18 protein-coding genes and 1 pseudogene are annotated in these 22,712 nt (G+C 73.1%); 1 reads left to right on the forward strand and 18 read right to left on the reverse strand.

The window, feature by feature from the left end:
• Positions 1 to 19: 19 nt before the first annotated feature.
• The 14 genes and pseudogenes from ACFWA9_RS19240 to ACFWA9_RS19305 all read right to left on the reverse strand — a co-directional run bounded on the left by ACFWA9_RS19240 (position 20) and on the right by ACFWA9_RS19305 (position 17,634).
• On the reverse strand, positions 20 to 3,070 hold the full coding sequence (locus ACFWA9_RS19240) for an AAA family ATPase (protein WP_380388417.1): 3,051 nt from the start codon (positions 3,068 to 3,070) through the stop codon (positions 20 to 22).
• Between the two features lie 119 nt (positions 3,071 to 3,189).
• Positions 3,190 to 3,348, reverse strand: coding sequence for a hypothetical protein (locus tag ACFWA9_RS19245; RefSeq protein ID WP_329489711.1), 159 nt, complete (start codon positions 3,346 to 3,348; stop codon positions 3,190 to 3,192).
• 258 nt (positions 3,349 to 3,606) lie between these two features.
• Positions 3,607 to 5,118: an Asp-tRNA(Asn)/Glu-tRNA(Gln) amidotransferase subunit GatB gene (gene gatB / locus ACFWA9_RS19250; RefSeq protein ID WP_329489710.1), complete on the reverse strand. Its 1,512-nt coding sequence runs from the start codon at positions 5,116 to 5,118 to the stop codon at positions 3,607 to 3,609.
• An 80-nt stretch (positions 5,119 to 5,198) separates the two neighbouring features.
• A complete protein-coding gene (locus ACFWA9_RS19255) occupies positions 5,199 to 5,438 on the reverse strand; it encodes a hypothetical protein (protein WP_329489709.1) in 240 nt (79 codons plus the stop codon).
• Positions 5,435 to 6,928 (reverse strand): Asp-tRNA(Asn)/Glu-tRNA(Gln) amidotransferase subunit GatA, encoded by a 1,494-nt coding sequence (gatA, locus tag ACFWA9_RS19260; RefSeq protein ID WP_380388420.1) that lies wholly within the window; start codon positions 6,926 to 6,928, stop codon positions 5,435 to 5,437. Before gatA ends, ACFWA9_RS19255 begins: the two co-directional genes overlap by 4 nt.
• Before the next feature lie 3 nt (positions 6,929 to 6,931).
• Positions 6,932 to 7,228, reverse strand: coding sequence for an Asp-tRNA(Asn)/Glu-tRNA(Gln) amidotransferase subunit GatC (gatC, locus tag ACFWA9_RS19265; protein ID WP_280719380.1), 297 nt, complete (start codon positions 7,226 to 7,228; stop codon positions 6,932 to 6,934).
• Between the two features lie 364 nt (positions 7,229 to 7,592).
• A pseudogene (locus tag ACFWA9_RS19270) lies at positions 7,593 to 9,146 on the reverse strand (putative bifunctional diguanylate cyclase/phosphodiesterase); the annotation flags it as partial.
• A 372-nt stretch (positions 9,147 to 9,518) separates the two neighbouring features.
• Entirely contained in the window at positions 9,519 to 11,804 is a 2,286-nt protein-coding gene (ligA, locus tag ACFWA9_RS19275; RefSeq protein ID WP_380388434.1) for an NAD-dependent DNA ligase LigA, read from the reverse strand.
• A gap of 22 nt (positions 11,805 to 11,826) precedes the next feature.
• Complete coding sequence (locus tag ACFWA9_RS19280) at positions 11,827 to 12,855, reverse strand: methionine synthase (RefSeq protein WP_380388422.1); 1,029 nt, start codon at positions 12,853 to 12,855, stop codon at positions 11,827 to 11,829.
• Positions 12,856 to 12,986: 131 nt separating this feature from the next.
• Positions 12,987 to 13,676 carry an SDR family oxidoreductase gene (locus tag ACFWA9_RS19285; protein WP_329489704.1) on the reverse strand — a complete coding sequence of 230 codons (690 nt, stop codon included), beginning with the start codon at positions 13,674 to 13,676 and terminating at the stop codon, positions 12,987 to 12,989.
• Positions 13,677 to 13,689: 13 nt separating this feature from the next.
• Positions 13,690 to 14,214 (reverse strand): TIGR00730 family Rossman fold protein, encoded by a 525-nt coding sequence (locus ACFWA9_RS19290; protein ID WP_380388424.1) that lies wholly within the window; start codon positions 14,212 to 14,214, stop codon positions 13,690 to 13,692.
• A gap of 39 nt (positions 14,215 to 14,253) precedes the next feature.
• Complete coding sequence (locus tag ACFWA9_RS19295; protein WP_380388426.1) at positions 14,254 to 14,811, reverse strand: Uma2 family endonuclease; 558 nt, start codon at positions 14,809 to 14,811, stop codon at positions 14,254 to 14,256.
• Between the two features lie 454 nt (positions 14,812 to 15,265).
• Entirely contained in the window at positions 15,266 to 16,402 is a 1,137-nt protein-coding gene (gene mnmA / locus ACFWA9_RS19300) for a tRNA 2-thiouridine(34) synthase MnmA (RefSeq protein ID WP_380388428.1), read from the reverse strand.
• Positions 16,403 to 16,446: 44 nt separating this feature from the next.
• On the reverse strand, positions 16,447 to 17,634 hold the full coding sequence (locus tag ACFWA9_RS19305) for a cysteine desulfurase family protein (protein WP_380388430.1): 1,188 nt from the start codon (positions 17,632 to 17,634) through the stop codon (positions 16,447 to 16,449).
• A gap of 286 nt (positions 17,635 to 17,920) precedes the next feature.
• Here ACFWA9_RS19305 and ACFWA9_RS19310 point away from each other — a divergent pair, with 286 nt between their 5' ends.
• A complete protein-coding gene (locus ACFWA9_RS19310) occupies positions 17,921 to 18,679 on the forward strand; it encodes an IclR family transcriptional regulator (RefSeq protein WP_329489699.1) in 759 nt (252 codons plus the stop codon).
• Here ACFWA9_RS19310 and ACFWA9_RS19315 read toward each other — a convergent pair.
• From ACFWA9_RS19315 to ACFWA9_RS19330, 4 genes are all read right to left on the reverse strand, one after another.
• On the reverse strand, positions 18,615 to 19,274 hold the full coding sequence (locus ACFWA9_RS19315; RefSeq protein WP_329489698.1) for a trimeric intracellular cation channel family protein: 660 nt from the start codon (positions 19,272 to 19,274) through the stop codon (positions 18,615 to 18,617). The two genes, ACFWA9_RS19310 and ACFWA9_RS19315, sit on opposite strands and share 65 nt — an antisense overlap.
• A gap of 224 nt (positions 19,275 to 19,498) precedes the next feature.
• Positions 19,499 to 20,524 (reverse strand): dipeptide ABC transporter ATP-binding protein, encoded by a 1,026-nt coding sequence (locus ACFWA9_RS19320; protein ID WP_352295299.1) that lies wholly within the window; start codon positions 20,522 to 20,524, stop codon positions 19,499 to 19,501.
• A 67-nt stretch (positions 20,525 to 20,591) separates the two neighbouring features.
• Positions 20,592 to 21,659, reverse strand: a complete 1,068-nt coding sequence (locus tag ACFWA9_RS19325) for an ABC transporter ATP-binding protein (protein ID WP_352295271.1) — start codon at positions 21,657 to 21,659, stop codon at positions 20,592 to 20,594.
• Entirely contained in the window at positions 21,656 to 22,666 is a 1,011-nt protein-coding gene (locus tag ACFWA9_RS19330) for an ABC transporter permease (RefSeq protein WP_329489696.1), read from the reverse strand. Before ACFWA9_RS19330 ends, ACFWA9_RS19325 begins: the two co-directional genes overlap by 4 nt.
• Between the last annotated feature and the right edge of the window lie 46 nt (positions 22,667 to 22,712).

Genomic DNA, 22,712 nt, shown 5'->3' on the forward strand with positions numbered 1-22,712 from the left:
TCACCGGCGAGCGTGCGGGTCAGCGGCCGGCCAGCGCCGGCTCGTCCGGGAAGAGCCGCAGGCGGTGCGCCAGTGCGGCGGCCTCGCCCCGGCCGGCCACCGCGAGCTTGCCGAGGATGTTGGAGACGTGCACGCTCGCGGTCTTCGGCGAGATGTACAGCTCCTCCGCGATCTGCCGGTTGGTACGGCCCCGCGCGAGCAACCGGAGCACGTCCCGCTCACGGGGGGTGAGCCCGAAGGAGTCGCCGACCGCGGGCACCGCGGTGGCCCTCGCCGCACGGGCGGTCAGCGCCAGACCGGCCCGCTCGGCCAGGCCGTTGATCTCGGCCAGCAGCGCGCTGTCCGACCGGGCCCGGGCCAGCGTCCGGGCCTCGCGGAGCAGGGCCGCCCCGGCCTCCCGGTCGCCGGCCAGCACCCCAGCCTCGCCGGCCCGCAGCAGGGCCGCCGCCAGCGGGCCGGGCAGCCCGGCCGGCCGCAGCGCCTCGACGGCGACGGCCCACTGCACCGGGGTGTCCAGGCCCTCGGCCCGGGCCAGTTCGGCCTCCAGCAGGCGCGCCCAGCCGTGGTGCAGCGGCGCCTTGGGAGTCAGCCCGGCGGCCACCTCGGCGATCCTGGCCAGCACCGCGGGCCGGCCCGGATCGGCCTCCGGCAGGCCCCGGCCGTCGGCCTCGGCCGCGGCCCCGTCGATCAGCAGCGGGTAGAGCGCGGCCTCGTTCCCGGCCGGAACGGGGCCCCCGATCACCGCGAGCAGTTCGGCCCGCGCCTCCAGCGGCCGCCCGCCGCGGGCGGCGATCAGCACCGCGAGCCGGGAGATCGGCACCGAGTGCTGGACCTGGCAGACCCGGTCCGAGGCCCGGGCCTGGGCCAGCATGCCGGCCGCCGCCGGGAGGTCCCCGCGCAGCAGGGCCAGCTCGCCCCGCAGCCGGTCGAGGAACTCGGCGTGGCTGCCCGGGTACTGGGTCCGCTCGGCGCCGGCCAGCAGCTCGGCCGCCTCCCCGGTCCGGCCCAGGTCGAGCAGCGCCTCGGCGAGGTTGCCGAGCAGCAGGGTGCCGATGTTGCGCAGCAGGCCGGTGCCGTCCGCCGTCTCCAGCCCCTCGCGGGCGAGCGCCACCGCCTCCTCCGCGCGGCCGAGCGACTGCAGCAGGCTGGCCAGGTTGTTGAGGCCGCGGAGCATCAGGTCGGGGACGCCGAGCCCACGGGTGGCGGCGAGCGCCTCGGTCAGCTCGGTGACGGCGGCCTCGGGGTCGTTGCCCAGGTCGTGGCGGAGCGTGCCGAGCGTCATCCGGGCGTGCTGCTCGACGGCGTGCGCGCCGACCTGGCGGGCGATCGCCGCGGCCCGCTCGGCGAGTTCGACGCTCTCGCCGGTCGGGTTGTTGAGCATGGCGATGCCGGCGCTCAGCGCGAACACCTCGGCCTGCACCGCGGACGGCGGCAGGTGCTCGACCAGCCGCCGGGCGTAGGCCGCCTCGTCCTGGTCCTTGGAGCGGTTGAGGTGGCCGAACATCCGGGCCCGGTTCATCCGGAACCAGGCGGCCCGGGCCGGGTCGCGGTTCTCGTCGACCAGCTTCAGCGCCCGCCGGGAGAGGCTCAGCCCGCGCTCGCGGTCCCCGCTGCGCCGGGCCGCGACCACCGCCTCGGCGAGGACGTCGACCAGTTGCAGCCGCTCGCAGTCGCCGTCGTGGGTGTCCACGTCGCAGGAGCAGGGCGGGTAGGTCTCGGCCCAGTCGTAGGGGCGCAGGGTGTGCGCCAGGACGTCCTCGGAGACCTCGTCCCACAGCTCCAGGGCGCGCTCCAGCATCCGCAGCTGCTCGGCGAAGGCGTTGCGCCGGCGGGCGGCCCGGGCGGCGTCCAGGGCGCTCGGCAGGGCCCGGACCGGATCGTGCGCGTGGTACCAGTAGTTGGCGAGCCGGGCCGGCCGGACGTCGCAGCCGACCAGGTGCGGCTGCTGCTCCAGGGCGGTGGCGAAGCGGCGGTTGATCCGGTGCCGCTCGCCGGGCAGCAGGTCGTCCGAGACCGCCTCCCGGACGAGGGCGTGCCGGAACCGGTAGCCGTCCCCGTCGGTGTCCGGGCGCAGGATGTTGGCGCCGACAGCCGCGCGCAGCGACTCGATCAGCTCCTCCTCGTCGTCCAGCACCGCGGCCAGCAGCGCGTGCTCGACGTAGGAGCCGCCCTCGGCGGCGATCCGCAGCACCCGCTGGGTCTCCTCGTCCAGCGCCTCGACCCGGACCAGCAGGATGTCCCGCAGCGAGTCGGTGAGCCCGGCCGAGCAGCCGGACTGGAAGGAGGTGGCGAGCTCCTCGACGAAGAACGGGTTGCCCTCGGAGCGGCGGTGGATCCGGTCGACCAGCTGCCGGTCGGGGTCGGCGGTGCCGAGGATGCCGGCCAGCTGCTCGGCCACCTCGCCCGGGCCGAACCGCTCCAGCTCCATCCGCTGGACGGTGCGCAGCCGCTCCAGCTCGGCGAGGAAGGGCCGCAGCGGGTGGCGGCGGTGCAGGTCGTCGGTGCGGTAGGTGGCCACCAGCAGCACGCGGGCGCGGTGCAGGGTGCGGACCAGGTAGGTGAAGAGCTCCCGGGTCGAACGGTCGGACCAGTGCAGGTCCTCGACCGCGAGCACGAGGGTACGGTCCGTGCCGAGCCGCTCGAACAGCCTCGCGGTGTGCTCGAACAGCCGGGCCCGGCCGTACTCGTCGTTGGGTTCGCCGTCGGCCTCGCCGAAGTCGGGCAGCAGCCGGGCGAGGTGGCCCTCGCTGCCGGCCGCGGCGGCCTCCAGCTCGGCGCCCAGCCCCCGGTGCAGCCGGCGCAGCGCGGTGGCCAGCGGCGCGTACGGCAGCCCCTCGGCGCCGACCTCCAGACAGCCGCCGACGGTGGTGACCACGCCCTCGTCCGCGCAGCACCGGTCGAGGAACTCCTCCAGCAGCCTGGTCTTGCCGACGCCCGCCTCGCCGCCGATCAGGACGGTCTGCGGCTTCCCCTCCCCGGCCCGCCGCAGCGCCTCGCCCAGTCCGGTGATCTCGGTGCCGCGGCCGACGAAGACGGGACTCACCGATATCTGCTGCATGGAGGCGAGCATGCCATAACCGTCCGGGCCGGGCCGATCGGTTATCCCGGCCCTCGGACGCCCGGAAGGGGAGGCGCTGGATCGCACCTCCCCTTCCATCTCCGTCCCGGCCCCGGCCGGGTGTCGACCCGTCAGCACTCGCGCAGACGCGCGGCGCGCCGCTCGGAGCGGACGGCGGGCAGCCGGCGCAGGCCGCGGCGGTCGCCCTTGGCCTCGCGGACCAGGCGCTGGTGGTCGGCCTGGGCGTGGAGTTCCCGCACCTGGTGCTGGATGAGCTCGTACTCGAACACGGTGTTTCCCCTCGTGGTGGTCTCTCTCGTTCTGAGGTAAAGCCTCCTCCCCCAGGGGGGTGCGCCACATCGGCACCTTGCCCGATGTTCCGGGCGGCCTGCGCCTTAGGTCGGGCGGCCGGGAACGGCAAAGGCCCGGATCCACCCCACTTAGGGGGTGGATCCGGGCCCTGAGCGCACTAAGGCACCTTAGAAAGCCTTAGATGCCTTAGAAACCGTGGTCGGATCCGGTCGGCACCGAGCTTCTTCAGGTCGTGCCTACTGCCCTTCCACGCCGAGCTTCGCCAGGATGAGGTCCTTCACCCGGGCCGCGTCGGCCTGCCCGCGGGTGGCCTTCATGACCGCGCCGACGAGCGCGCCCACCGCGGCGACCTTGCCGTCGCGGATCTTGGCGGCGATCGCCTCGTTGCCGGCGATGGCCTCGTCGACGGCCGCGCCGAGCGCGGAGTCGTCCGACACGACGGCCAGGCCGCGCTTCTCGACGACCTCGTCCGGCTCGCCCTCACCGGCCAGCACGGCCTCGATGACCTGGCGGGCCAGCTTGTCGTTCAGCTTGCCCTCGGCGACCAGCGCGGTCACCCGGGCGACCTGCGCCGGGGTGATCGGCTGCTCGCTCAGCTCGGTGCCGGTCTCGTTGGCCCGGCGGGCCAGCTCGCCCATCCACCACTTGCGGGCCTGGTCGGCCGGGGCGCCGGCGGCGATGGTCTCCAGGATCGGCTCGACCGCGCCGGCGTTCAGCACCGACTGCATGTCCTTGTCGGTCAGGCCCCACTCGGCCTGCAGCCGGGCCCGGCGCACCCGCGGCAGCTCGGGCAGACCGGCGCGCAGTTCCTCCACCCAGGCGCGGGACGGCGCGATCGGCACCAGGTCCGGCTCGGGGAAGTAGCGGTAGTCCTCGGCGTTGTCCTTGATCCGGCCGGCGGTGGTGCTGCCGTCCTCCTCGTGGAAGTGCCGGGTCTCCTGGACGATCGTGCCGCCGTCGCCCAGCACCGTGGCGTGCCGCTGGATCTCGAACCGGGCGGCCCGCTCGACGCTGCGCAGCGAGTTGACGTTCTTGGTCTCGGAGCGGGTGCCGAACTTCTCGGTGCCGTTGGGGCGCAGCGACAGGTTGACGTCGCAGCGCATCTGGCCCTTGTCCATCCGGGCCTCGGAGACGCCCAGCGCCTTGATCAGCTCACGCAGCTCGGCGACGTACGCCTTGGCGACCTCGGGGGCCCGCTCGCCGGCGCCCTCGATCGGCTTGGTGACGATCTCGATCAGCGGGATGCCGGCCCGGTTGTAGTCGAGCAGCGAGTGCGTGGCGCCGTGGATCCGGCCGGTCGCGCCGCCGACGTGGCTGGACTTGCCGGTGTCCTCCTCCATGTGGGCGCGCTCGATCTCCACCCGGAAGGTCGAGCCGTCCTCCAGCTGCACGTCGAGGTAGCCGTTGAAGGCGATCGGCTCGTCGTACTGCGAGGTCTGGAAGTTCTTCGGCATGTCCGGGTAGAAGTAGTTCTTCCGGGCGAACCGGCACCACTCGGCGATCTCGCAGTTCAGCGCCAGGCCGATCTTGATCGCCGACTCGACGCCGATGGCGTTGACCACCGGCAGCGAGCCGGGCAGGCCCAGACAGGTCGGGCAGACCTGGCTGTTCGGCTCGGCACCCAGTTCGGTCGAGCACCCGCAGAACATCTTGGTCTTGGTACCCAGCTCGACGTGGACCTCAAGGCCCATCACCGGGTCGTACGACGCGAGAGCGTCCTCGTAGGAGACCAGGTTCATGACGCTCACAGCGTCCCCTTCGCTAAAAGTCTGTGGAGGTACGGGCCCGGCCGCGCACGGTCGGGTGCGCGGCCGGGCCGAGGGCGTTCTCAGCCCAGCAGCACGTCGTCGTCGCCGAGCCGGCGCAACTCGCGCACCAGCAGGGCGGTGCCGGTGACCAGCGCCGCCGCACCGACCAGGGCGTTGATCAGCTTGAGCGTGTCGCTCTCGCCGCGCGCCTTCCGGATGTCCTTGACGATCGAGACCGCCCCGAACGTGCTGGTGCCGATGGACAGCCACAGGCCGGGCTTGGAGTGCTTGAAGCCCTTCGCCTTTTCGAGCTTGCTCACAGTGCCGGTGCCTCCTCCAGCAGGGTGTGCCCCCACTTGTCGTTGAGTGCGGCCTCGACGGCGCCGCCCACGCGGTACAGGCGGTCGTCCGCCATCGCGGGTGCGATGATCTGCAGGCCGACCGGGAGATTGTCCTCCGGTGCCAGCCCGCAGGGCAGCGACATGGCCGCGTTGCCCGCGAGGTTCGACGGAATCGTGCAGAGGTCGGCCAGGTACATCGCCATCGGGTCGTCGGCGCGCTCGCCGATCGGGAAGGCGGTGGTCGGCGTGGTCGGCGAGACCAGCACGTCCACGCCGGCGAAGGCGGTGTCGAAGTCGCGCGAGATGAGCGTGCGCACCTTCTGGGCCGAGCCGTAGTAGGCGTCGTAGTAGCCCGAGGAGAGGGCGTAGGTGCCGAGGATGATCCGGCGCTTCACCTCGGGGCCGAAGCCGGCCTCGCGGGTGAGGGCGGTGACGTCCTCGGCCGAGCGGGTGCCGTCGTCGCCGACCCGCAGGCCGTAGCGCATCGCGTCGAAGCGGGCCAGGTTGGACGAGGCCTCGCTGGGCGCGATCAGGTAGTACGCGGGCAGCGCCAGGGTGAACGACGGGCAGGAGACCTCGACGACCTCCGCGCCCAGCTCGCGCAGCAGCTCGACGGACTCGTTGAACCGCTGCATGACGCCGGCCTGGTAGCCCTCGCCGGCGAACTCCTTGACCACGCCGATCCGCATGCCGCGCACGTCGCGCAGCTTGGCGGCCTCGACCACGGCCGGGACGGGCGCGTCGATCGAGGTGGAGTCCAGCGGGTCGTGGCCGGCGATCGCCTCGTGCAGCAGCGCCGCGTCGAGCACGGTGCGGGCGCACGGACCGCCCTGGTCCAGCGAGGAGGAGAACGCGACCAGGCCGTAGCGGGAGACCGACCCGTAGGTGGGCTTCACGCCGACGGTGCCGGTGACGGCGCCGGGCTGGCGGATCGAGCCGCCGGTGTCGGTGCCGATCGCCAGCGGGGCCTCGAAGGCGGCCAGCGCGGCGGCCGAGCCACCGCCGGAGCCGCCGGGGATCCGGCCGAGGTCCCACGGGTTGCCGGTGGGGCCGTAGGCCGAGTTCTCGGTGGAGGAGCCCATCGCGAACTCGTCCATGTTGGTCTTGCCGAGGATCACCACGCCCGCGTCCTTGAGACGCGAGGTCAGGGTGGCGTCGTACGGCGGGATCCAGCCTTCGAGGATCTTGGACCCGCAGGTGGTCGGCACGCCCTTGGTGGTGAAGACGTCCTTCAGCGCGAGCGGGACGCCGGCCAGCGGGCCCAGCTCCTCACCCTTGGCGCGCTTCTCGTCGACGGCCCTGGCGGCGTCCAGTGCGCCCTCGGTGTCGACGTGCAGGAAGGCGTTGACCTTCTTGTCGACGGCGCCGATGCGGTCCAGGTGCGCCTGGGCGACCTCGACGGCGGAGACCTCGCCCTTGGCGATGGCGCTCGCGGTCTCGGCCGCGGTGTAACGGATCAGGTCGGTCATCGGTCAGTCCTCCCCGAGGATCTGCGGCACACGGAAACGCTGCTCCTCGGCGGCGGGGGCGCCGGACAGCGCCTGCTCCGGGGTGAGCGACGGTCGCACCACGTCCGCCCGCATGACGTTGGTCAGCGGGAGGGGGTGGGAGGTCGGCGGGACGTCCTGTCCGGCGACCTCGGAAACGCGCGCGACCGCGCCGATGATCACGTCGAGCTGCTCGGCGAAGTGGTCCAGCTCTTCGGCCTGCAACTCAAGACGCGACAGCCGAGCGAGGTGGGCGACCTCCTCGCGCGTGATGCCAGGCATGCGGCGATCCTCAGGGGTGTGAGTTCTGGTGAGACCCGGCGCCGCGCTCAGGCGGTGCCGGGCCCGGGCAGGAGCAGCCGGCTCGGCGCTCCCGTCCTCTTGGTCTGTGGACCCCATCCTATGGGGCCCGGCCCGGCCACCGGCCAACGAGTAACCCCGCGGGGCGGTCACCCTGCCCCGGCCCCGCTCCGGGACCGGGCCGGCGACCGCCGCGGCCGCCCTACTGCGGGCTCGTCGGGACCCACCTCGGCGTGCCCTGCGCCTGGACCTCCAACTGGGCCGCCGACACCGCCTGGACCACCGGCGGCAGCACCGGCGGGATGACCGGCGGCAGCACCGGCTGGATCCCCGGCTTGACCACCGGCTGGATCACCCGCGGCAGTTGACCCGCCGGGCCGAACCGCTCGACCGGCGGGGCGCCGGTGCGGTGCACCCGGAGCCAGGCGGTGGCCTGCTCGGCCGGCAGCGCCGCCGAGACCAGCCAGCCCTGGACGGCGTCCACGCCCATCCGGTGCAGCCGCTCCCAGGTCTCGTCGTCCTCCACGCCCTCGGCCACCACGGTCAGGCCCAGCGAGTGGGCCAGCTCCACCGAGCAGCGGACCACGGCCGCGTCGTGGTCGTCGGCGACCATCCGGGAGACGAAGGAGCGGTCGATCTTCAACTCGCCGACCGGCAGGCTGCGCAGCCGCACCAGCGAGGAGTGGCCCGTCCCGAAGTCGTCCAGGGACATCCCGACGCCGTAGCCGCGCAGCTCGGCCAGGGTGTCGGCGGCCCGCCGGGAGTCGTCCAGCAGCAGCCGCTCGGTGATCTCCAGCTGGAGCGCGTGGGCCGGCACCTGGTGGCGGACGAGGTGCCCGGCGACCCGCTGGGCGAAGCCCGGGTTCAGCACGTCGCGCGGCGAGACGTTCACCGCGACCTGCACCTGGAGGCCCTGCTCGCGCCAGGAGGCGAGCTGGCCGACGGCCGCCTCCAGGACGTAGTCGGTCAGCCGGGGCATCAGGCCGCTGGACTCCGCGAGCCCGACGAACTCGTCCGGCGAGACCTTGCCCTGGCCGGGCCGGTCCCAGCGCAGCAGCGCCTCCAGCCCGACCACCCGGCCGTCGAAGGCCACCTTGGGCTGGTAGTGCAGCTGCACCTCGCCGGTCTCCAGCGCCCGCCGCAGATCGCCGAGCAGCCCGATCCGGTACGGCGTGTCGGCGTCCTGGGCCTCGTCGTACTGTTCGACGGAGGTGCAGCCGCGCTGGGCGTGGCCCATCGCCACGTCGGCGCGGCGCAGCAGCGACTCGGCGTCCTGGGCGTGCTGCGGGTAGACGCAGACGCCGGCGCTGGCCTCCAGGACGAGCAGCAGCCCGTCCAGCCGGATCGGTGCGGCCAGCTCGGCGATCAGCGCCGTGGCGACCCGCTCCAGGGTGTTGGGGCAGCCGACGCCGGGCAGCAGCACGGCGAACTCGTCGCCGCCCATCCGGGCCACCATCGGGCGGCCGCGCCGGTAGTCCCGGGGCATCCCGGCGAAGACGTCGTCGATCGTCTCCCGTCCCGCTCCGCCGGACGCGCCGGAGCGCAGGGCGCGGTGCAGCCGGCGGGCGATGTGCACCAGCAGCCGGTCGCCGGCGGTGTGGCCGAGCGTGTCGTTGAGCGACCTGAACCGGTCGAGGTCGAGCAGGATCAGCCCGACGCTGTAGCCCTGTTCGTGCTCGGCGATGGCCTCCTGGGCGGCCAGTAAGAGGGCCTGGCGGTTGGGCAGGTCCGTCAGCGGGTCGGTGAGCTGGTCACGGGCGCGGTCCCGGGCGATCCGCCAGGCCGCGACCAGCACGGCCAGCGGCACCGCGAACAGCGGCAGCAGCTCGGGCTCGTAGCGGTAGACCAGGACGGCCAGCGGGATGAGCGGTGCGGCGCCGGCCAGCAGGACTCCGAGCAGCAGGACCGCACCCGCCACCCCCTGCGGCGGGCGTGTGGGCGCACCGCCGGTCGTACGATCCATAAGCCCTGTCCTCCGTCGGGCCCGCCCCGTCAGGCCGCCTTACGGTGAGGCACCGTACCGGTGCCGGCAGCTGCCGGGCATGAGCGACCCCGCGGAGACCGGCTCAGCCGGTGCCCCCACCCCTGCTGACACTCTGTTGCGCTCCAGGGTATTCCGGGGTCCACCCGGCGGGCAGACTTTCGGACAACCGGGAGCGCGCCACCGCGTTCCGGTGCCGCACAGTGACACAATGCCCGCTTTCACCGCGCGGCACCCGGTGACGGCGCATCAGGACGATAACAAGACGGACTCGGTGGCTCCGAGTTCGGGTCACCCCTCGGCGGGGGGCTCCTCGGCGGCCCCGGCGACGGCCTCCGGTTCGGGCAGGCCCAGGTGCCTGCGAGCCGCGTCCGGCCCCTGCTCCAGCAGCACCGTGAAGCCCTCGTCGTCCAGGACCGGCAGCCCGAGCTGAACGGCCTTGTCGAACTTGGAACCGGGATTGTCACCGGCGACCACGAAATCGGTCTTCTTCGACACCGATCCGGTCACCTTCGCTCCGCGCGAGGTCAGCGCCTCCTTGGCGCCGTCCCGGGTGTGCCCCGCCAGCGTGCCGGTGACCACCACCGTCAGCCCCTCCAGCGGACGCTCGCCCTGCTCCTCGCCGGCCTCCTCGGTGAAGCGCACGCCGGCACCGCGCCACTTCTCCAGGATCTCCCGGTGCCACTCCTCCTGGTACCACTCGGCGATCGAGCGCGCCGTACCGGGACCGACCCCCTCGGTGGCGGCCAGCTCCTCCTGGCTGGCCGCGAAGATCCGGTCGAGGTCGCGGAACTCCCTGGCCAGCGCCTGCGCGGCGACCGGGCCGACGTGCCGGATCGACAGGCCGTTGAGGAAGCGCCAGAGGGGGCGCTCCCTGGCCAGGTCGATGTTGTCGAGCATCAGGCCGGTGTTCTTCTTGGCCGCGCCCGTGGTGGTCGCGAAGAAGAACACCTCCTTCTCCTCGCCGGTCTCGTCGTCGAGCTTCGGCAGGCCGGTCTTCGGGTCGCGGACCAGCACCTTGATCGGCAGCAGCTGCTCGGCGGTGAGGCGGAAGATGTCGCCCTCGTCCCGGACCGGCGCCTCGGCCGGCTCCAGCGGCTGGGTCAGCGCCGTCGCCGCGACGTAGCCCAGCCCCTCGATGTCCAGCGCGGACCGGCCGCCCAGGAAGGCGATCCGCTCGCGGATCTGGGCCGGGCAGAACTGCGCGTTGGGGCACCGCAGGTCGATGTCGCCCTCCGCCATCGGGCGCAGCTCGGCGCCGCACTCGTGGCAGTGCGAGGGCATCACGAACTCCTGCTCGGTGCCGTCCCGCAGGTCGTACACCGGGCCGAGGATCTCGGGGATGACGTCACCGGCCTTGCGGAGCACCACGGTGTCGCCCAGCATGACGTCCTTGGCCTTGACGATCTGCTGGTTGTGCAGCGTCGCGTACTGCACCATCGAGCCGGCCACCTTCACCGGCTCCGCCAGCACCGCGTACGGGGTGGCCCGGCCGGTGCGGCCGATGCCGACCTTGATCGCGGCGAGCTTGCCGGTGACCTCCTCCGGCGGGTACTTCCAGGCGATCGCCCAGCGCGGGGACTTCGAGGTCGCGCCGAGCCGGCCCTGGAGGGCGATCTCGTCCACCTTGACCACGACGCCGTCGATCTCGTGCTCGACCGAGTGCCGCTGCGCGCCGAAGTGCTCGATGACGGCGCGGACCTCGGCCAGCGTGCCGACCACCTTGTTGTGCCGGGCCGTGGGCAGGCCCCAGTCGTGCAGCAGCCGGTAGGCGTGCGACTGGTTGTCGATGTCGAAGCCGACCCGGGCGCCGATGCCGTGCACCACCATGTGCAGCGGGCGGGACGCGGTGATGTGCGGGTCCTTCTGGCGCAGCGAACCGGCGGCCGCGTTGCGCGGGTTCATGAACAGCCGGATCATCGCCCGGGGCCGCTTGCCCTCCTTGGCGCGCTCCTCGTTCTCCTGCCGGCGGCGCTCGTTCTCCTCGGCGAAGGAGGCGTTGAGCGCCTCGAAGGCGTCGGTGGGGAAGTAGACCTCGCCGCGGATCTCCACCAGCGCGGGGACGTCGTCGCCCTTGAGCCGGTGCGGGATCTCCTTGATGGTGCGGACGTTGGCGGTGATGTCCTCGCCGACCCGGCCGTCGCCGCGGGTCGCGGCCTGCACCAACTGGCCGTTCTCGTAGGTGAGGTTGACGGCCAGGCCGTCCACCTTGAGCTCGCAGAGGTAGTGGTACTCGATGCCGGCCAGCTCGGTGGCGACCCGCTCGGCCCAGGCGGCCAGCTCGTCGTCGTCCATCGCGTTGTCCAGGCTGAGCAGCCGCTCGCGGTGCTCGACGGCCGCGAACTGCTCGGTGACGGCGCCGCCGACCTTCTGGGTCGGCGAGTCGGGGGTGCGCAGGGCCGGGTGCCCGGCCTCCAGCGCCTCCAGCTCGCGCATCAGCGCGTCGAACTCGGCATCGGTGACGACCGGCGCGTCCTGCTCGTAGTAGCGGGCGCGGTGGTCCTCGATCTCGGCCGCCAGCTCGGCGTGCCGCCCGCGGACCTCCGCCGGGATCTCCTCCCAGCCCTCGACAGCCACCACCGCAAGCCCTCCTACGTTCTCATTCCGGGTTGTCCACCAGGCTCTGGGCCGCCCTCACACTGAGTGACAGCGCCTTGCGCGCGTGGGCCGGAGAGGCCCCGGCCAGCCCGCAGGTGGGCGTCACCAGCACACGGCGGCCCAGCAGCTCCGGGGCGAACCCGAGCCTGCGCCACAACGTCCTGACACCCTGGACACTACCGGCCGGGTCGGACAGTGCCGTTGATTGAGCGGGGGCTCCGTCGGTGGGGGGCACCACGCCGGCGAGGATCACGGTGCCCGCCTCGATCGCCTCGCCGAGCTGCTCGTCCTCACGTTCCGTCAACAGCGAGAAGTCCAGGGAGACTCCGGCCACACCGGCCCGGCGCAGCAGCGGGATCGGGACGTCCGGGGCGCAGCAGTGCACCACCACCGGTACGTCGACGCTGCGGATCACCTCGCGCAGCGCCTCCTCGGCGACCTGGCGGTCCACCGAGCGCAGCCGCTGGAAGCCGCTGGCGGTCCTCACCCCGCCGGTCAGCACCGCGGGCAGCGAGGGCTCGTCGAGCTGGAGCACCACCGCCGCGCCGGGGATCCGGCGGCGGACCTCGTCGAGGTGGCGGCGCAGCCCCTCGGTGAGCGAACCGGCGATGTCCCGGCGGGCACCGGGGTCGGCGAGCGCCTTCTCGCCGTGCTTCAGCTCGATCGAGGCGGCCAGCGTCCACGGGCCGACGGCCTGCACCTTGAGCGCACCCTGGTAGCCCTGGGTGAACTCCTCCAGGGCGTCCAGGTCCTCGCCCAGCCAGGCACGGGCCCGCCGGGTGTCGCGGCCGGGGCGGTCGGTGAAGCGCCAGCCGCTGGGCTCGGTCTGCGCGAACAGCTCGACCAGCAGGCCGGCGCTGCGCCCGATCATGTCGGCGCCCGGCCCGCGGGCGGGCAGCTCGGGCAGGAACGGCAGCTGCTCCAGCGCCCCGGTGGCCGTCCTGGCGGCCTCCCGCGCGTCGGTGCCGGGCAGCGATCCGACGCCGGTGGCGGCGCCGTGCAGGTCGGGGAAAGAGTGTCCGTTGCTCACCCGCTCGAGCCTAGTGCGCCCGGCGTGGGAAGTCGGACCGGCCGACCTCCCACGGCCGGGCTGGGGCCGGCGAACCCACGTCCCCGGGGCTCACTTCCCGGCCTCACTTCCCGGGGCTCACTTCCCGGGGCTCACTTCCCGGGGCGGACGGTGATCTCGGTGATCTCCGCGTCGCGGGAGGCGTCGAGCGCGGCCAGGACCGCCTTCGCCACCGACTCGGGCGCGATGAAGCGGTCGGCGTCGTACTCCCGGCCCTCCTGCTGGTGCACCTTGACCTGCATCGCGGTCGCGGTGCGGCCCGGGTAGACCGAGGTGACCCGGACCCCGGCGGCGTGCTCCTCGTGGCGCAGCGAGTCCGCGAGCGCCTTCAGGCCGTGCTTGCTCGCCGCGTACGCCGACCAGTCGGCGTGCGCGGTGAGCCCCGCGCCGGAGTTCACGAACACCACGTGGCCCTTGACCAGCCGCAGCGAGGGCAGCATCAGGCGGGTCAGCTCGGCGGGCGCGACCAGGTTCACGTTCAGGGTGTCCTGCCAGGCCTTGACCGGCAGTTCACCGACCTGGCCCAGCTCGACGACGCCCGCCACGTGCAGCAGCGAGTCGAGCTCCGCCGGCAGCGCCTGGTGGCCGAAAGCCCAGGAGAGCTTGGCCGGCGTACCGAGGTCGCCGACCAGGGTCTGCGCCCCGGGGAAGCGCTCGCGCAGCTCCGCGGCCCGGCGGGCGTCGCGGGCCAGCAGCCAGAGGTCGTCCCCGCGTTCGGCGAGGCGCTCGGCGAGGACGGCGCCGATGCCGGAGCCCGCGCCCGTGATCAGATGTGCAGCCATGGTCCCGATCCTCTCAGGCCTTGAGCTGCTCGAAGACCTGGGCGGGGGTGTCGGCGAAGGTGATCAGCTCGCCGAGCGGCCGCGGCAGGAAGCCCTCGGTGTCCATCCGCTCCAGCTGGGTGCGCAGTCCCGCGAAGAAGCCCTCGGTGTCCAGCACGATCACCGGCTTGTCGTGCAGCGCGTGCTTCTTGAGCTCCAGCACCTCGGTCACCTCGTCCAGCGTGCCGAGGCCGCCGACCAGCACGACGACGGCGTCCGCGCGCATCAGCAGCTGCGCCTTGCGCTCGGCGAGGTCCAGCGTCATCACCAGCTCGTCGGCGCCCTCGTAGCCCTTGTGCCGGAGCAGCTCGACCAGCACCCCGACCAGCTTGCCGCCGGCCGCCTTCACCCCGTCGGCCAGCAGCCCCATCAGCCCGGCGTTGGAGCCGCCCCACACCAGGGTGTGCCCGCCCTCCCCGAGCAGACGGGCGAATTCGGCGGCAGGCGCGGAGTACCGCTCGTCGAGCGAGTACGCGGAGCAGAAGACAGTGATGTTCATAATGCTGACTGGTCTATCACGCCCCGCCGACGCGCACGGTCAGTCCTTGTACGGGACGAGCTTGGACAGGCCCAGCGTGAAACCGAAGGGCTCCGGGATGCCGATCTCGTCACCGAACTTCCGGTCACTGCGCGTGTGGTACCGGTCGTGGTCCGGCTCGGAGAACAGCGTCACCGTCTGCTGCCGCGGGTCCACGATCAGGTACAGCGGGATGCGCATCACGGCGTAGTCGTGCAGCTTGTCCATCCAGTCGTTGCCCCGGTTGGTGGGCCCGACGATCTCCACGGCGATCAGGGCCTCCCCGGCGGGGGCCTTGTTGCCCGGCTGGGAGAGAACCTCCTCGGGCAGGTAGGTCAGGTCCGGCTGGCGCCCCTTGGAGACGTCCGGGCTGACGATCTCGCTCCGCTCACTGGGGAGGTAGCCGTCGGGGGCGTGCCGCTCGAACTGCCTGCGCACCTGCGCGACGTTGAGCTGGTGGATGTTCGAGGGTGACGCCTGCATGATCAGCGTGTCCCCGGACCATTCGATCCGGACGCCCTCGGGAGCGATCCGCTCCAGCTCCTCGACGAAGTCGCGGTGCTGCTCGTAGAAGGTCATGCCGTCCTCTCCGCAAGGCGCCACGGGCATCGCCGGCCGCTCCCCGGAGCCCGGGTCGTCGAATCACCGACGGGCCGCACCGCCCGTGCGGCTCCGTCCACTATGACGCACCCCGGGGACCCGCGGCCGACGCTCCCACCGGGAACGGGAAGGCGCCGGGCTGGTCGTATCCGGTTCCGGTCAGCGCCTCACCCGCCGAGCAGCCGCCGACCGTCGTGCACTCGCGCCCGGGCAAGGTCGTCCACGCCGACGTCTCGCAGTGGGCCCACCTCCCGAGGCGTGGCCCCGCGACGGCCTCCGGGCCACCGCGCCGGAGTCACTGCGTCGCTGGACCGCCTACGCCGTGTCCGCGAGTGCCCTGGTGCACCTCGTCACAGCCGCGCTCGTACGGGTCTTCCGGGTGTGCCGCTGATACAGCGGCACACCCGGCACGCTCCGACCGGGAGGACCTGTTTCAGGCCGTGACCGGGCGGCGGTGGGTGGTGGCGATGGTGGCGGAGCCGACGACGCGGGTGGTGTCGTAGAGGACGACGGCCTGGCCGGGGGCGATGCCGCGGGCGGGGGTGTCCAGGGTGACGTGGAGTTCGCCGTCGACCATGGCGGTCGTGACCGGGACCTCCTCGCCGTGGGCGCGGAGCTGGGCGGTGTAGCGGCCGTCGGCCGCGGCCTCGGCCCCGCACCAGCGCGGGCGGATCGCGGTCAGGGCCGTCACGTCCAGGCCCTCGACGGGGCCGACGGTGACGGTGTTGTTCACCGGGGAGATGTCGAGCACGTAGCGGGGCTTGCCGTCGGCGGCCGGGCGGCCGATCCGCAGGCCCTTGCGCTGGCCGATGGTGAAGCCGTAGGCGCCGTCGTGCTCGCCGAGCTTGGTGCCGTCCGCGTCGACGATGTCGCCGGGGGCCCGGCCGAGGTGCTTGGCCAGGAAGCCCTGGGTGTCGCCGTCCGCGATGAAGCAGATGTCGTGGCTGTCCGGCTTCTTCGCGACGGCCAGGCCGCGGCGCTCGGCCTCCTCGCGGATGACGTCCTTGGTGGTGTCGCCCAGCGGGAAGAGCGAGTGGGCGAGCTGGTCGGCGTCGAGCACGCCCAGCACGTAGGACTGGTCCTTGGCGGCGTCGACGGCGCGGTGCAGCTCCCGGCGGCCGTCCGGGAGGTCGACGATCCGGGCGTAGTGGCCGGTGCAGACGGCGTCGAAGCCGAGCGCGATCGCCTTGTCCAGCAGCGCGGCGAACTTGATCTTCTCATTGCAGCGCAGGCAGGGGTTGGGGGTGCGGCCGGCCGCGTACTCGGCGACGAAGTCGTCGATGACGTCCTCGCGGAACCGCTCGGCGAGGTCCCAGACGTAGAACGGGATGCCGATCACGTCGGCCGCCCGGCGGGCGTCGCGGGAGTCCTCGATGGTGCAGCAGCCGCGGGCGCCGGTGCGGAAGGACTGCGGGTTGGCGGAGAGCGCCAGGTGCACGCCGGTCACCTCGTGCCCCGCTTCGGCCGCGCGGGCGGCGGCGACGGCGGAGTCCACCCCGCCGGACATCGCCGCGAGCACACGCAGGCGGCCAGTGGACGGGGCGGTCGGGGCACCGGGGAAGTCAGTCATGATGCCCACAAGAGTACGTGGTCGCGGCGGAGGCCCGGCCGGGTTTACCGGGCGCGCGCGGCCGCCGCCAGCCCCGCGCTGCGGGCCCGCTGGACGACCGGGGCGATGGCTCCGGCGAGCGCGGTGACGTCCTCCCGGGTAGAGGTGTGGCCGAGCGAGAACCGCAGTGAGGCGCGGGCCAGCAGCGGGTCCACGCCCATCGCCAGCAGGACGTGGCTGGGCTGCGGCACCCCCGCCGAGCAGGCCGAGCCGGTCGAGCACTCGATGCCCTGGGCGTCGAGCAGCATCAGCAGCGCGTCGCCCTCGCAGCCGGGGAAGGAGAAGTGCGCGTTGGCGGGCAGCCGCCCCTGCGTCGTCGGGTCGCCGTTGAGGACCGCGTCCGGGACGCCGGCCAGCACCGAGGCGACCAGTTCGTCGCGCAGCGCGCCGAGCACCGCCGCGTGCTCGTCCCGCCGCTCGACGGCGAGCGCGGCGGCGGCCGCGAAGCCCGCGGTGGCCGGCGCGTCCAGCGTGCCGGAGCGGACGTCCCGCTCCTGGCCGCCGCCGTGCAGCAGCGGGACGGGCGTGGCCCCGCGCGACAGCAGCAGGGCGCCGACGCCGTACGGACCGCCGACCTTGTGGCCGGTGACGGTGAGTGCGGTCAGCCCGGACTCCGCGAAGGAGACCGGCACCTGACCGAGCGCCTGGACCGCGTCGGCGTGCATCGGAATGCCGAACTCGGCCGCCACCGCGGCGAGTTCGGTGACCGGTTGGATGGTGCCGACCTCGTTGTTGGCCCACATCACGGTGACCAGCGCGACGGAGGCCGGATCCCGCTCGATCGCCTCGCGCAACGCCGCCGGGTGGACCCGGCCGTAGCCGTCCACCGGGAGGTAGTCGACCCGGGCGCCCTCGTGCTCGGAGAGCCAGTGCACCGCGTCGAGCACCGCATGGTGCTCGACCGGGCTGCACAGCACCCGGGTCCGGGCCGGGTCGGCCCCCCGCCGGGCCCAGTACAGGCCCTTGACGGCCAGGTTGTCGGACTCGGTGCCACCGGCGGTCAGGACGATCTCGCTGGGGCGGGCGCCGAGCGACTCCGCCAGCGACTCGCGGGACTCCTCGACCACGCGGCGGGCCCGGCGGCCGGACGCGTGCAGGGAGGAGGCGTTGCCGACGACCCCCAGGTGCGCGGTCATCGCGGCGATCGCCTCGGGCAGCATCGGCGTGGTCGCCGCATGGTCCAGGTATGGCATAACCATCCGATTGTAGAGGGCCACCGCGCGACACTCGGGCCACCCGGCGGATCCGGCCGCCGCGCAGCGCGCGCAAACGCCCCGATCCGGCCAACCGCCCGCCAACCGCCCGCCACCCGCCCGCCATCCGGCCGCCGCTCCCCCGCCACCCGCGGTGCCGGGCACCGGCCCGGCCCCCGACGGCCAAGCCGGGACGGCCGGGGGCTCGTTGGTCTCCCGCCGGACCGAACGGTTAGCCTGTCGGGCACCGCAAATCGGCCGGACCGGATCAGGACTGGGGGGCGCCATGTCGCAGTCGGTCGACCGCGCCCTCACCCTCCTCGGGTCCCTCGGCGACGGGCCGGTCACCCTCGACCAGGCCGCCACCAGCATCGGGGTGCACAAGTCCACGGCCCTGCGGCTGCTGCGCACGCTGGAGGAGCACGGCTTCGTCCACCGCCAGTCCGACCGGCGCTATCGGCTCGGCGGCCGCGTCCTCTCGCTCGCCCACCGGGCGCTGGAGGAGATCGACGTCCGCCAGATCGCCGCGCCCTACCTGGCCGCCCTCCACCGGCGCTGCGGACTGACCGTCCAGCTGGCCGTGCTCCAGGACGGCGAGGTCCTCTACCTGGACGAGCTGGCCGGCCGCTGGCCGGGGAGCGACACCGCCCGGCCGACCCGGATCGGGCGGCGCGCCCCGGCGGCCGGCACCGCGATCGGCCGGGTCCTGCTGGCCGGTCTGCCCGACGACGGGGCCGGCGAGGACGAGCTGCCTCCCGAGCTGGCCGCCGTCCGCCGCCAGGGCTGGGCGGCCGAGTCGGCCGAGCACCGGGAGGCGGTGGCCTGCGTGGCGGCCCCGGTGGCCGGCAGCGCCGGGCGGCCGGTCGCCGCCTGCGCGGTCAGCGCCCCGACCGACCGGGTCCCGCCGGCCGAACTGGTCCGGCTGCTGCCCGAGCTGCTCTGCACCGCCGAGGCGATCTCGCTGGCGTACGGGGGCTCGCCTACTCCTCGCTGGTGCGAGAACCGTTGCGGTGCCAGGCCCGCGGTGCGCGCCAGCCGTACTTGAGGGCGAGCATCCGCAGACCGAAGGCGGTCAGCGCGGCCGCCGTCCCGGTGAGCGCGGTGAGCCGGTCGAGGCCGATCAGGATCACCACGAGGGCCGAGCCGACCAGGGCCGGGACGGCGTAGATCTCGCGGTCCCAGCGCAGCAGCGAGGGGATCTCCCCGGCGAGCATGTCGCGCATCACGCCGCCGCCGGCCGCCGTCACCATGCCGAGCGCCATCGCGGCCACCGCGCCGAGGCCGTAGTCGTGCGCCTTGGCCGTACCGGTGACGCAGAACAGCCCGAGGCCGAGCGCGTCCAGGGTCTGCACCGCGCGGTTGATCCGCTCGACCTCCGGGTGCAGGAAGAAGACCACCAGGCCGGCCGCCAGCGGCGTGCTGAAGTAGCCGAGGTTGGAGAAGGCCGCCACCGGGGTGGCCCCGATGACGAGGTCGCGCATGACCCCGCCACCCAGCGCGGTCACCTCCGCCAGCACACAGATCCCGAAGATGTCCATGTTCTTGCGCACGGCCAGCAGCCCTCCGGAGAGGGCGAAGACGAAGATGCCGACCAGGTCCAGGCTCTGCTGCACGTCGGAGGGGAAGATCTGCGATGTCACCGGACAACTATGGACCCCCCGGGCACCGCGCCCGGCCGACCGTCACGGTCGCGCCACCGGCCGTCACAGCACGTGACGGCCGATGGTGCGCAGAGGGGCGCGGCCGCTGTCCGAACCGGCGACCGCGCCCCGGACCGTCACGCGGTGGCGAGCACCTTCTCGCCACCGGCAGGACTGTTCTCGGGACCCCGCTAGTCGTTCCCCTCGCTCCGCTCGGGACCCCGCTAGTCGTTCCCCTCGCTCCGCTCGGGGAAGTGACACGCCACCTGGTGCCCGGTCTTCAGCGCGGCCAGCGGCGGCTCCTGGGTCGCGCAGACCTCCTGCGCCTTCCAGCAGCGGGTGCGGAACCGGCAGCCGGACGGCGGGTTGATCGGCGAGGGCACGTCGCCCTTGAGCAGGATCCGCTCCCGGCGCTGCCGGCGGCGCGGGTCCGGCACCGGCACCGCGGACATCAGTGCGGTGGTGTACGGGTGCATCGGGGACGCGTAGAGCGAGTCCCGGTCGGCGATCTCGACGATCTTGCCGAGGTACATCACCGCGACCCGGTCGGAGACGTGCCGGACCACCGAGAGGTCGTGCGCGATGATCAGGTAGGTCAGGCCCAGCTCGCGCTGGAGGTCGTCCAGCAGGTTGACCACCTGCGCCTGGATGGAGACGTCGAGGGCGGAGACGGGCTCGTCCGCGATGACCATCTTGGGCCGCAGGGCGAGCGCCCGGGCGATGCCGATGCGCTGGCGCTGGCCGCCGGAGAACTCGTGCGGGTAGCGGTTGTAGTGCTCGGGGCTGAGCCCGCACAGCTCCAGCAGCTCCTGGACGGCCTTCTTGACGCCGCCCTCGGTCTGCACCTTCTGCAGCCGGAACGGCGCGCCGACGATGGTGCCGACGGTGTGCCGGGGGTTCAGCGAGGAGTACGGGTCCTGGAAGATCATCTGGATGTCGCGCCGGAGCGGCCGCATCGCACCCGTGCCCAGGTGGGTGATGTCGGTGCCCTCGAACTCGATCTTCCCGCCGGTGGGCTCGTCGAGACGGGTGACCAGCCGGCCCATCGTCGACTTGCCGCAGCCGGACTCGCCGACGACGCCCAGGGTCTCCCCCGCGTTGACGGTGAAGTCGATGCCGTCGACGGCCCGGACCGCCCCGGCGTTGCGGCGCAGCAGGCCGCCCTTGATCGGGAAGTGCCGGGTCAGGCCGGTCACCCGGAGCAGCGGCTCGCGGTCGGGGGCGGGCGCGGGCGCGGGCACCTTCTTCATGGGCTCGGGGGCCGCCGCCTGAGTGTCCGTCATCGGTTCTCTCCAGAATGGTGGTACGAAACCGGGCTCACAGCCGGGGCGCGATCTCTTCGGTGAAGATGCGGCGCCGGTCGGCGGCGGCGAGGTGGCAGGCCGCGTGGTGCCCGGGCGCTGCCTCGGTCAGGACGGGGACCTCGTCGGCCGAGCGCCCGCCGGTCAGCCCGGCGTACGGGCAGCGCGGGTGGAAGGCGCAGCCGGACGGCACGTTGATCAGGCTGGGCGGGGTGCCCTTCACCGGGACGAGCCGCTCCTGGAGCTCACGGTCGAGACGCGGCATCGAGCCCAGCAGGCCCCAGGTGTAGGGGTGCTGGGGCGCGTCGAAGAGGGTCTCGGCGGGGCCGCGCTCGACGCACTTGCCGCCGTACATGACCAGGATGTCGTCGGCGAGTTCGGCGACCACCCCGAGGTCGTGGGTGATGACGATGACGGCGGAGCCGAACTCCTCCTGGAGGTCCCGGATGAGGTCCAGGATCTGCGCCTGGACGGTGACGTCCAGCGCGGTGGTGGGCTCGTCGGCGATCAGCAGCGAGGGGTCGTTGACCAGGGCCATCGCGATCATGGCGCGCTGGCGCATGCCGCCGGAGAACTGGTGCGGGTAGTCGTCCACCCGGCGGTCGGGCTGCGGGATGCCGACCCGGTCGAGCATCTCGACCGCGCGGGCCCGGGCCTGCTTCTTGGTCGCCTGCGGGTGGTGCACCCGGTAGGCCTCGATGATCTGCGCCCCGACGGTGTAGTAGGGGTGCATCGCGGTCAGCGGGTCCTGGAAGATCATCGCCATCTCGCGGCCGCGCAGCTGGCGGACCCGCTCGGGGCCGGCCGCGACCAGCTCCTCGCCGTCCAGGTGGATCTCGCCGCTGATCCGGGCCCGCTTGGAGCGGTGCAGGCCCATGATGCCGAGCGAGGTGACCGACTTGCCGGAGCCGGACTCGCCGACGATCCCGAGGGTCTTCCCCTTGTGCAGGTCGAAGCTGACCCCGTCCACCGAGCGGACCAGGCCGTCGTCGGTGTCGAAGTGGATCCGCAGGTCCCGGACCGACAGGAACGGGTCCCCGGTCGCGGCGGCCACCGGCGCCGGGGTCTTCTGGAGCTCGGTCACGACAGCCTCACCCGGGGGTCGACAGCGGCGTACAGGAGGTCAACCACGAGGTTGCAGAGGACGATGAAGAACGCGGCGAGCAGCGTGACGCCGAGGATCTTCGGCAGGTCGTTGTCGGAGATCGCCGAGACGGCGAAGGCGCCGACGCCCTGGAGCGAGAAGACCTGTTCGGTGATCAGCGCACCGCCGAGCAGCAGACCGAGGTCCATGCCGAAGATGGTGACGACCGGGGTGAGCGCGGAGCGCAGCCCGTGCTTCACGACCACCTTGCGCTCGGCCAGGCCCTTGGCCCGGGCGGTGCGGATGTAGTCCTCGCTCATCGTCTCCAGCATGCCGGCGCGGGTGAGCCGGGCGTAGAGCGCGGAGTAGAGGAAGGCCAGCGAGATCCACGGGAGGATCAGGTTGCGGGCCCACATCAGCGGGTCGTCGGTGAAGTTGACGTACTGGAGGTTGTCGAGGATCGGCCACTCGTAGCTGAAGAGCGTGAGCAGCAGCGCACCGGTGAAGAAGACCGGCAGCGAGACACCGGCCAGCGCGACGCCCATGGAGAGCCGGTCGAAGATCGACTTCGGCTTGAGCGCGGAGATGACACCGGTGGTGACGCCGGAGACCAGCCAGAGCACGGCGGCGCCGATGGCCAGCGACAGCGTGATCGGGATGCGCTTGGTCAGCTCGGGCCAGACCTCCAGGTGGTTCTTGAAGGAGTAGCCGAAGCAGGGCACGTGGCAGGTGGCGGCGTCCGGGCCGAACTTGTACTCGGCCCCGGTGACGAGCGCCTTCAGGAAGCGCCCGTACTGGACGTAGATCGGCTGGTCGAAGCCGAGGTTCTTCTTGACCGCCGCGACCGCCTCGGGGGACGGGTTCTTCCCGATGTACTGCGTGGCCAGCTGGTCGGTCGTCTCACCGGCCAGGCGCGGCAGCAGGAAGAAGATCGCGAAGGTGACCGCGCTGACCACCAGCAGCAGCACCACGGCCGCGAGCGTCCTGCGGAGGATGTAGGCAAACACAGTTGGTCGGCTCCGGCGGCCCGCCGCCGTCCGGGATCTTCCGGAC

The sequence above is a fragment of the Kitasatospora sp. NPDC059973 genome, from assembly GCF_042737525.1.
In the GTDB taxonomy this organism is placed as follows: Bacteria; Actinomycetota; Actinomycetes; order Streptomycetales; family Streptomycetaceae; genus Kitasatospora.

Excerpts from the sequence above, each read along its gene's own strand:
- ACFWA9_RS19240 (WP_380388417.1), bottom strand. The coding sequence starts at position 3,070 with ATGCTCGCCTCCATGCAGCAGATATCGGTGAGTCCCGTCTTCGTCGGC.
- gatA (WP_380388420.1), bottom strand. The coding sequence starts at position 6,928 with ATGACCGACCTGATCCGTTACACCGCGGCCGAGACCGCGAGCGCCATC.
- gatC (WP_280719380.1), bottom strand. The coding sequence starts at position 7,228 with ATGCCTGGCATCACGCGCGAGGAGGTCGCCCACCTCGCTCGGCTGTCG.
- ACFWA9_RS19285 (WP_329489704.1), bottom strand. The coding sequence starts at position 13,676 with ATGGCTGCACATCTGATCACGGGCGCGGGCTCCGGCATCGGCGCCGTC.
- ACFWA9_RS19290 (WP_380388424.1), bottom strand. The coding sequence starts at position 14,214 with ATGAACATCACTGTCTTCTGCTCCGCGTACTCGCTCGACGAGCGGTAC.
- ACFWA9_RS19295 (WP_380388426.1), bottom strand. The coding sequence starts at position 14,811 with ATGACCTTCTACGAGCAGCACCGCGACTTCGTCGAGGAGCTGGAGCGG.
- mnmA (WP_380388428.1), bottom strand. The coding sequence starts at position 16,402 with ATGACTGACTTCCCCGGTGCCCCGACCGCCCCGTCCACTGGCCGCCTG.
- ACFWA9_RS19305 (WP_380388430.1), bottom strand. The coding sequence starts at position 17,634 with ATGCCATACCTGGACCATGCGGCGACCACGCCGATGCTGCCCGAGGCG.
- ACFWA9_RS19310 (WP_329489699.1), top strand. The coding sequence starts at position 17,921 with ATGTCGCAGTCGGTCGACCGCGCCCTCACCCTCCTCGGGTCCCTCGGC.
- ACFWA9_RS19320 (WP_352295299.1), bottom strand. The coding sequence starts at position 20,524 with ATGAAGAAGGTGCCCGCGCCCGCGCCCGCCCCCGACCGCGAGCCGCTG.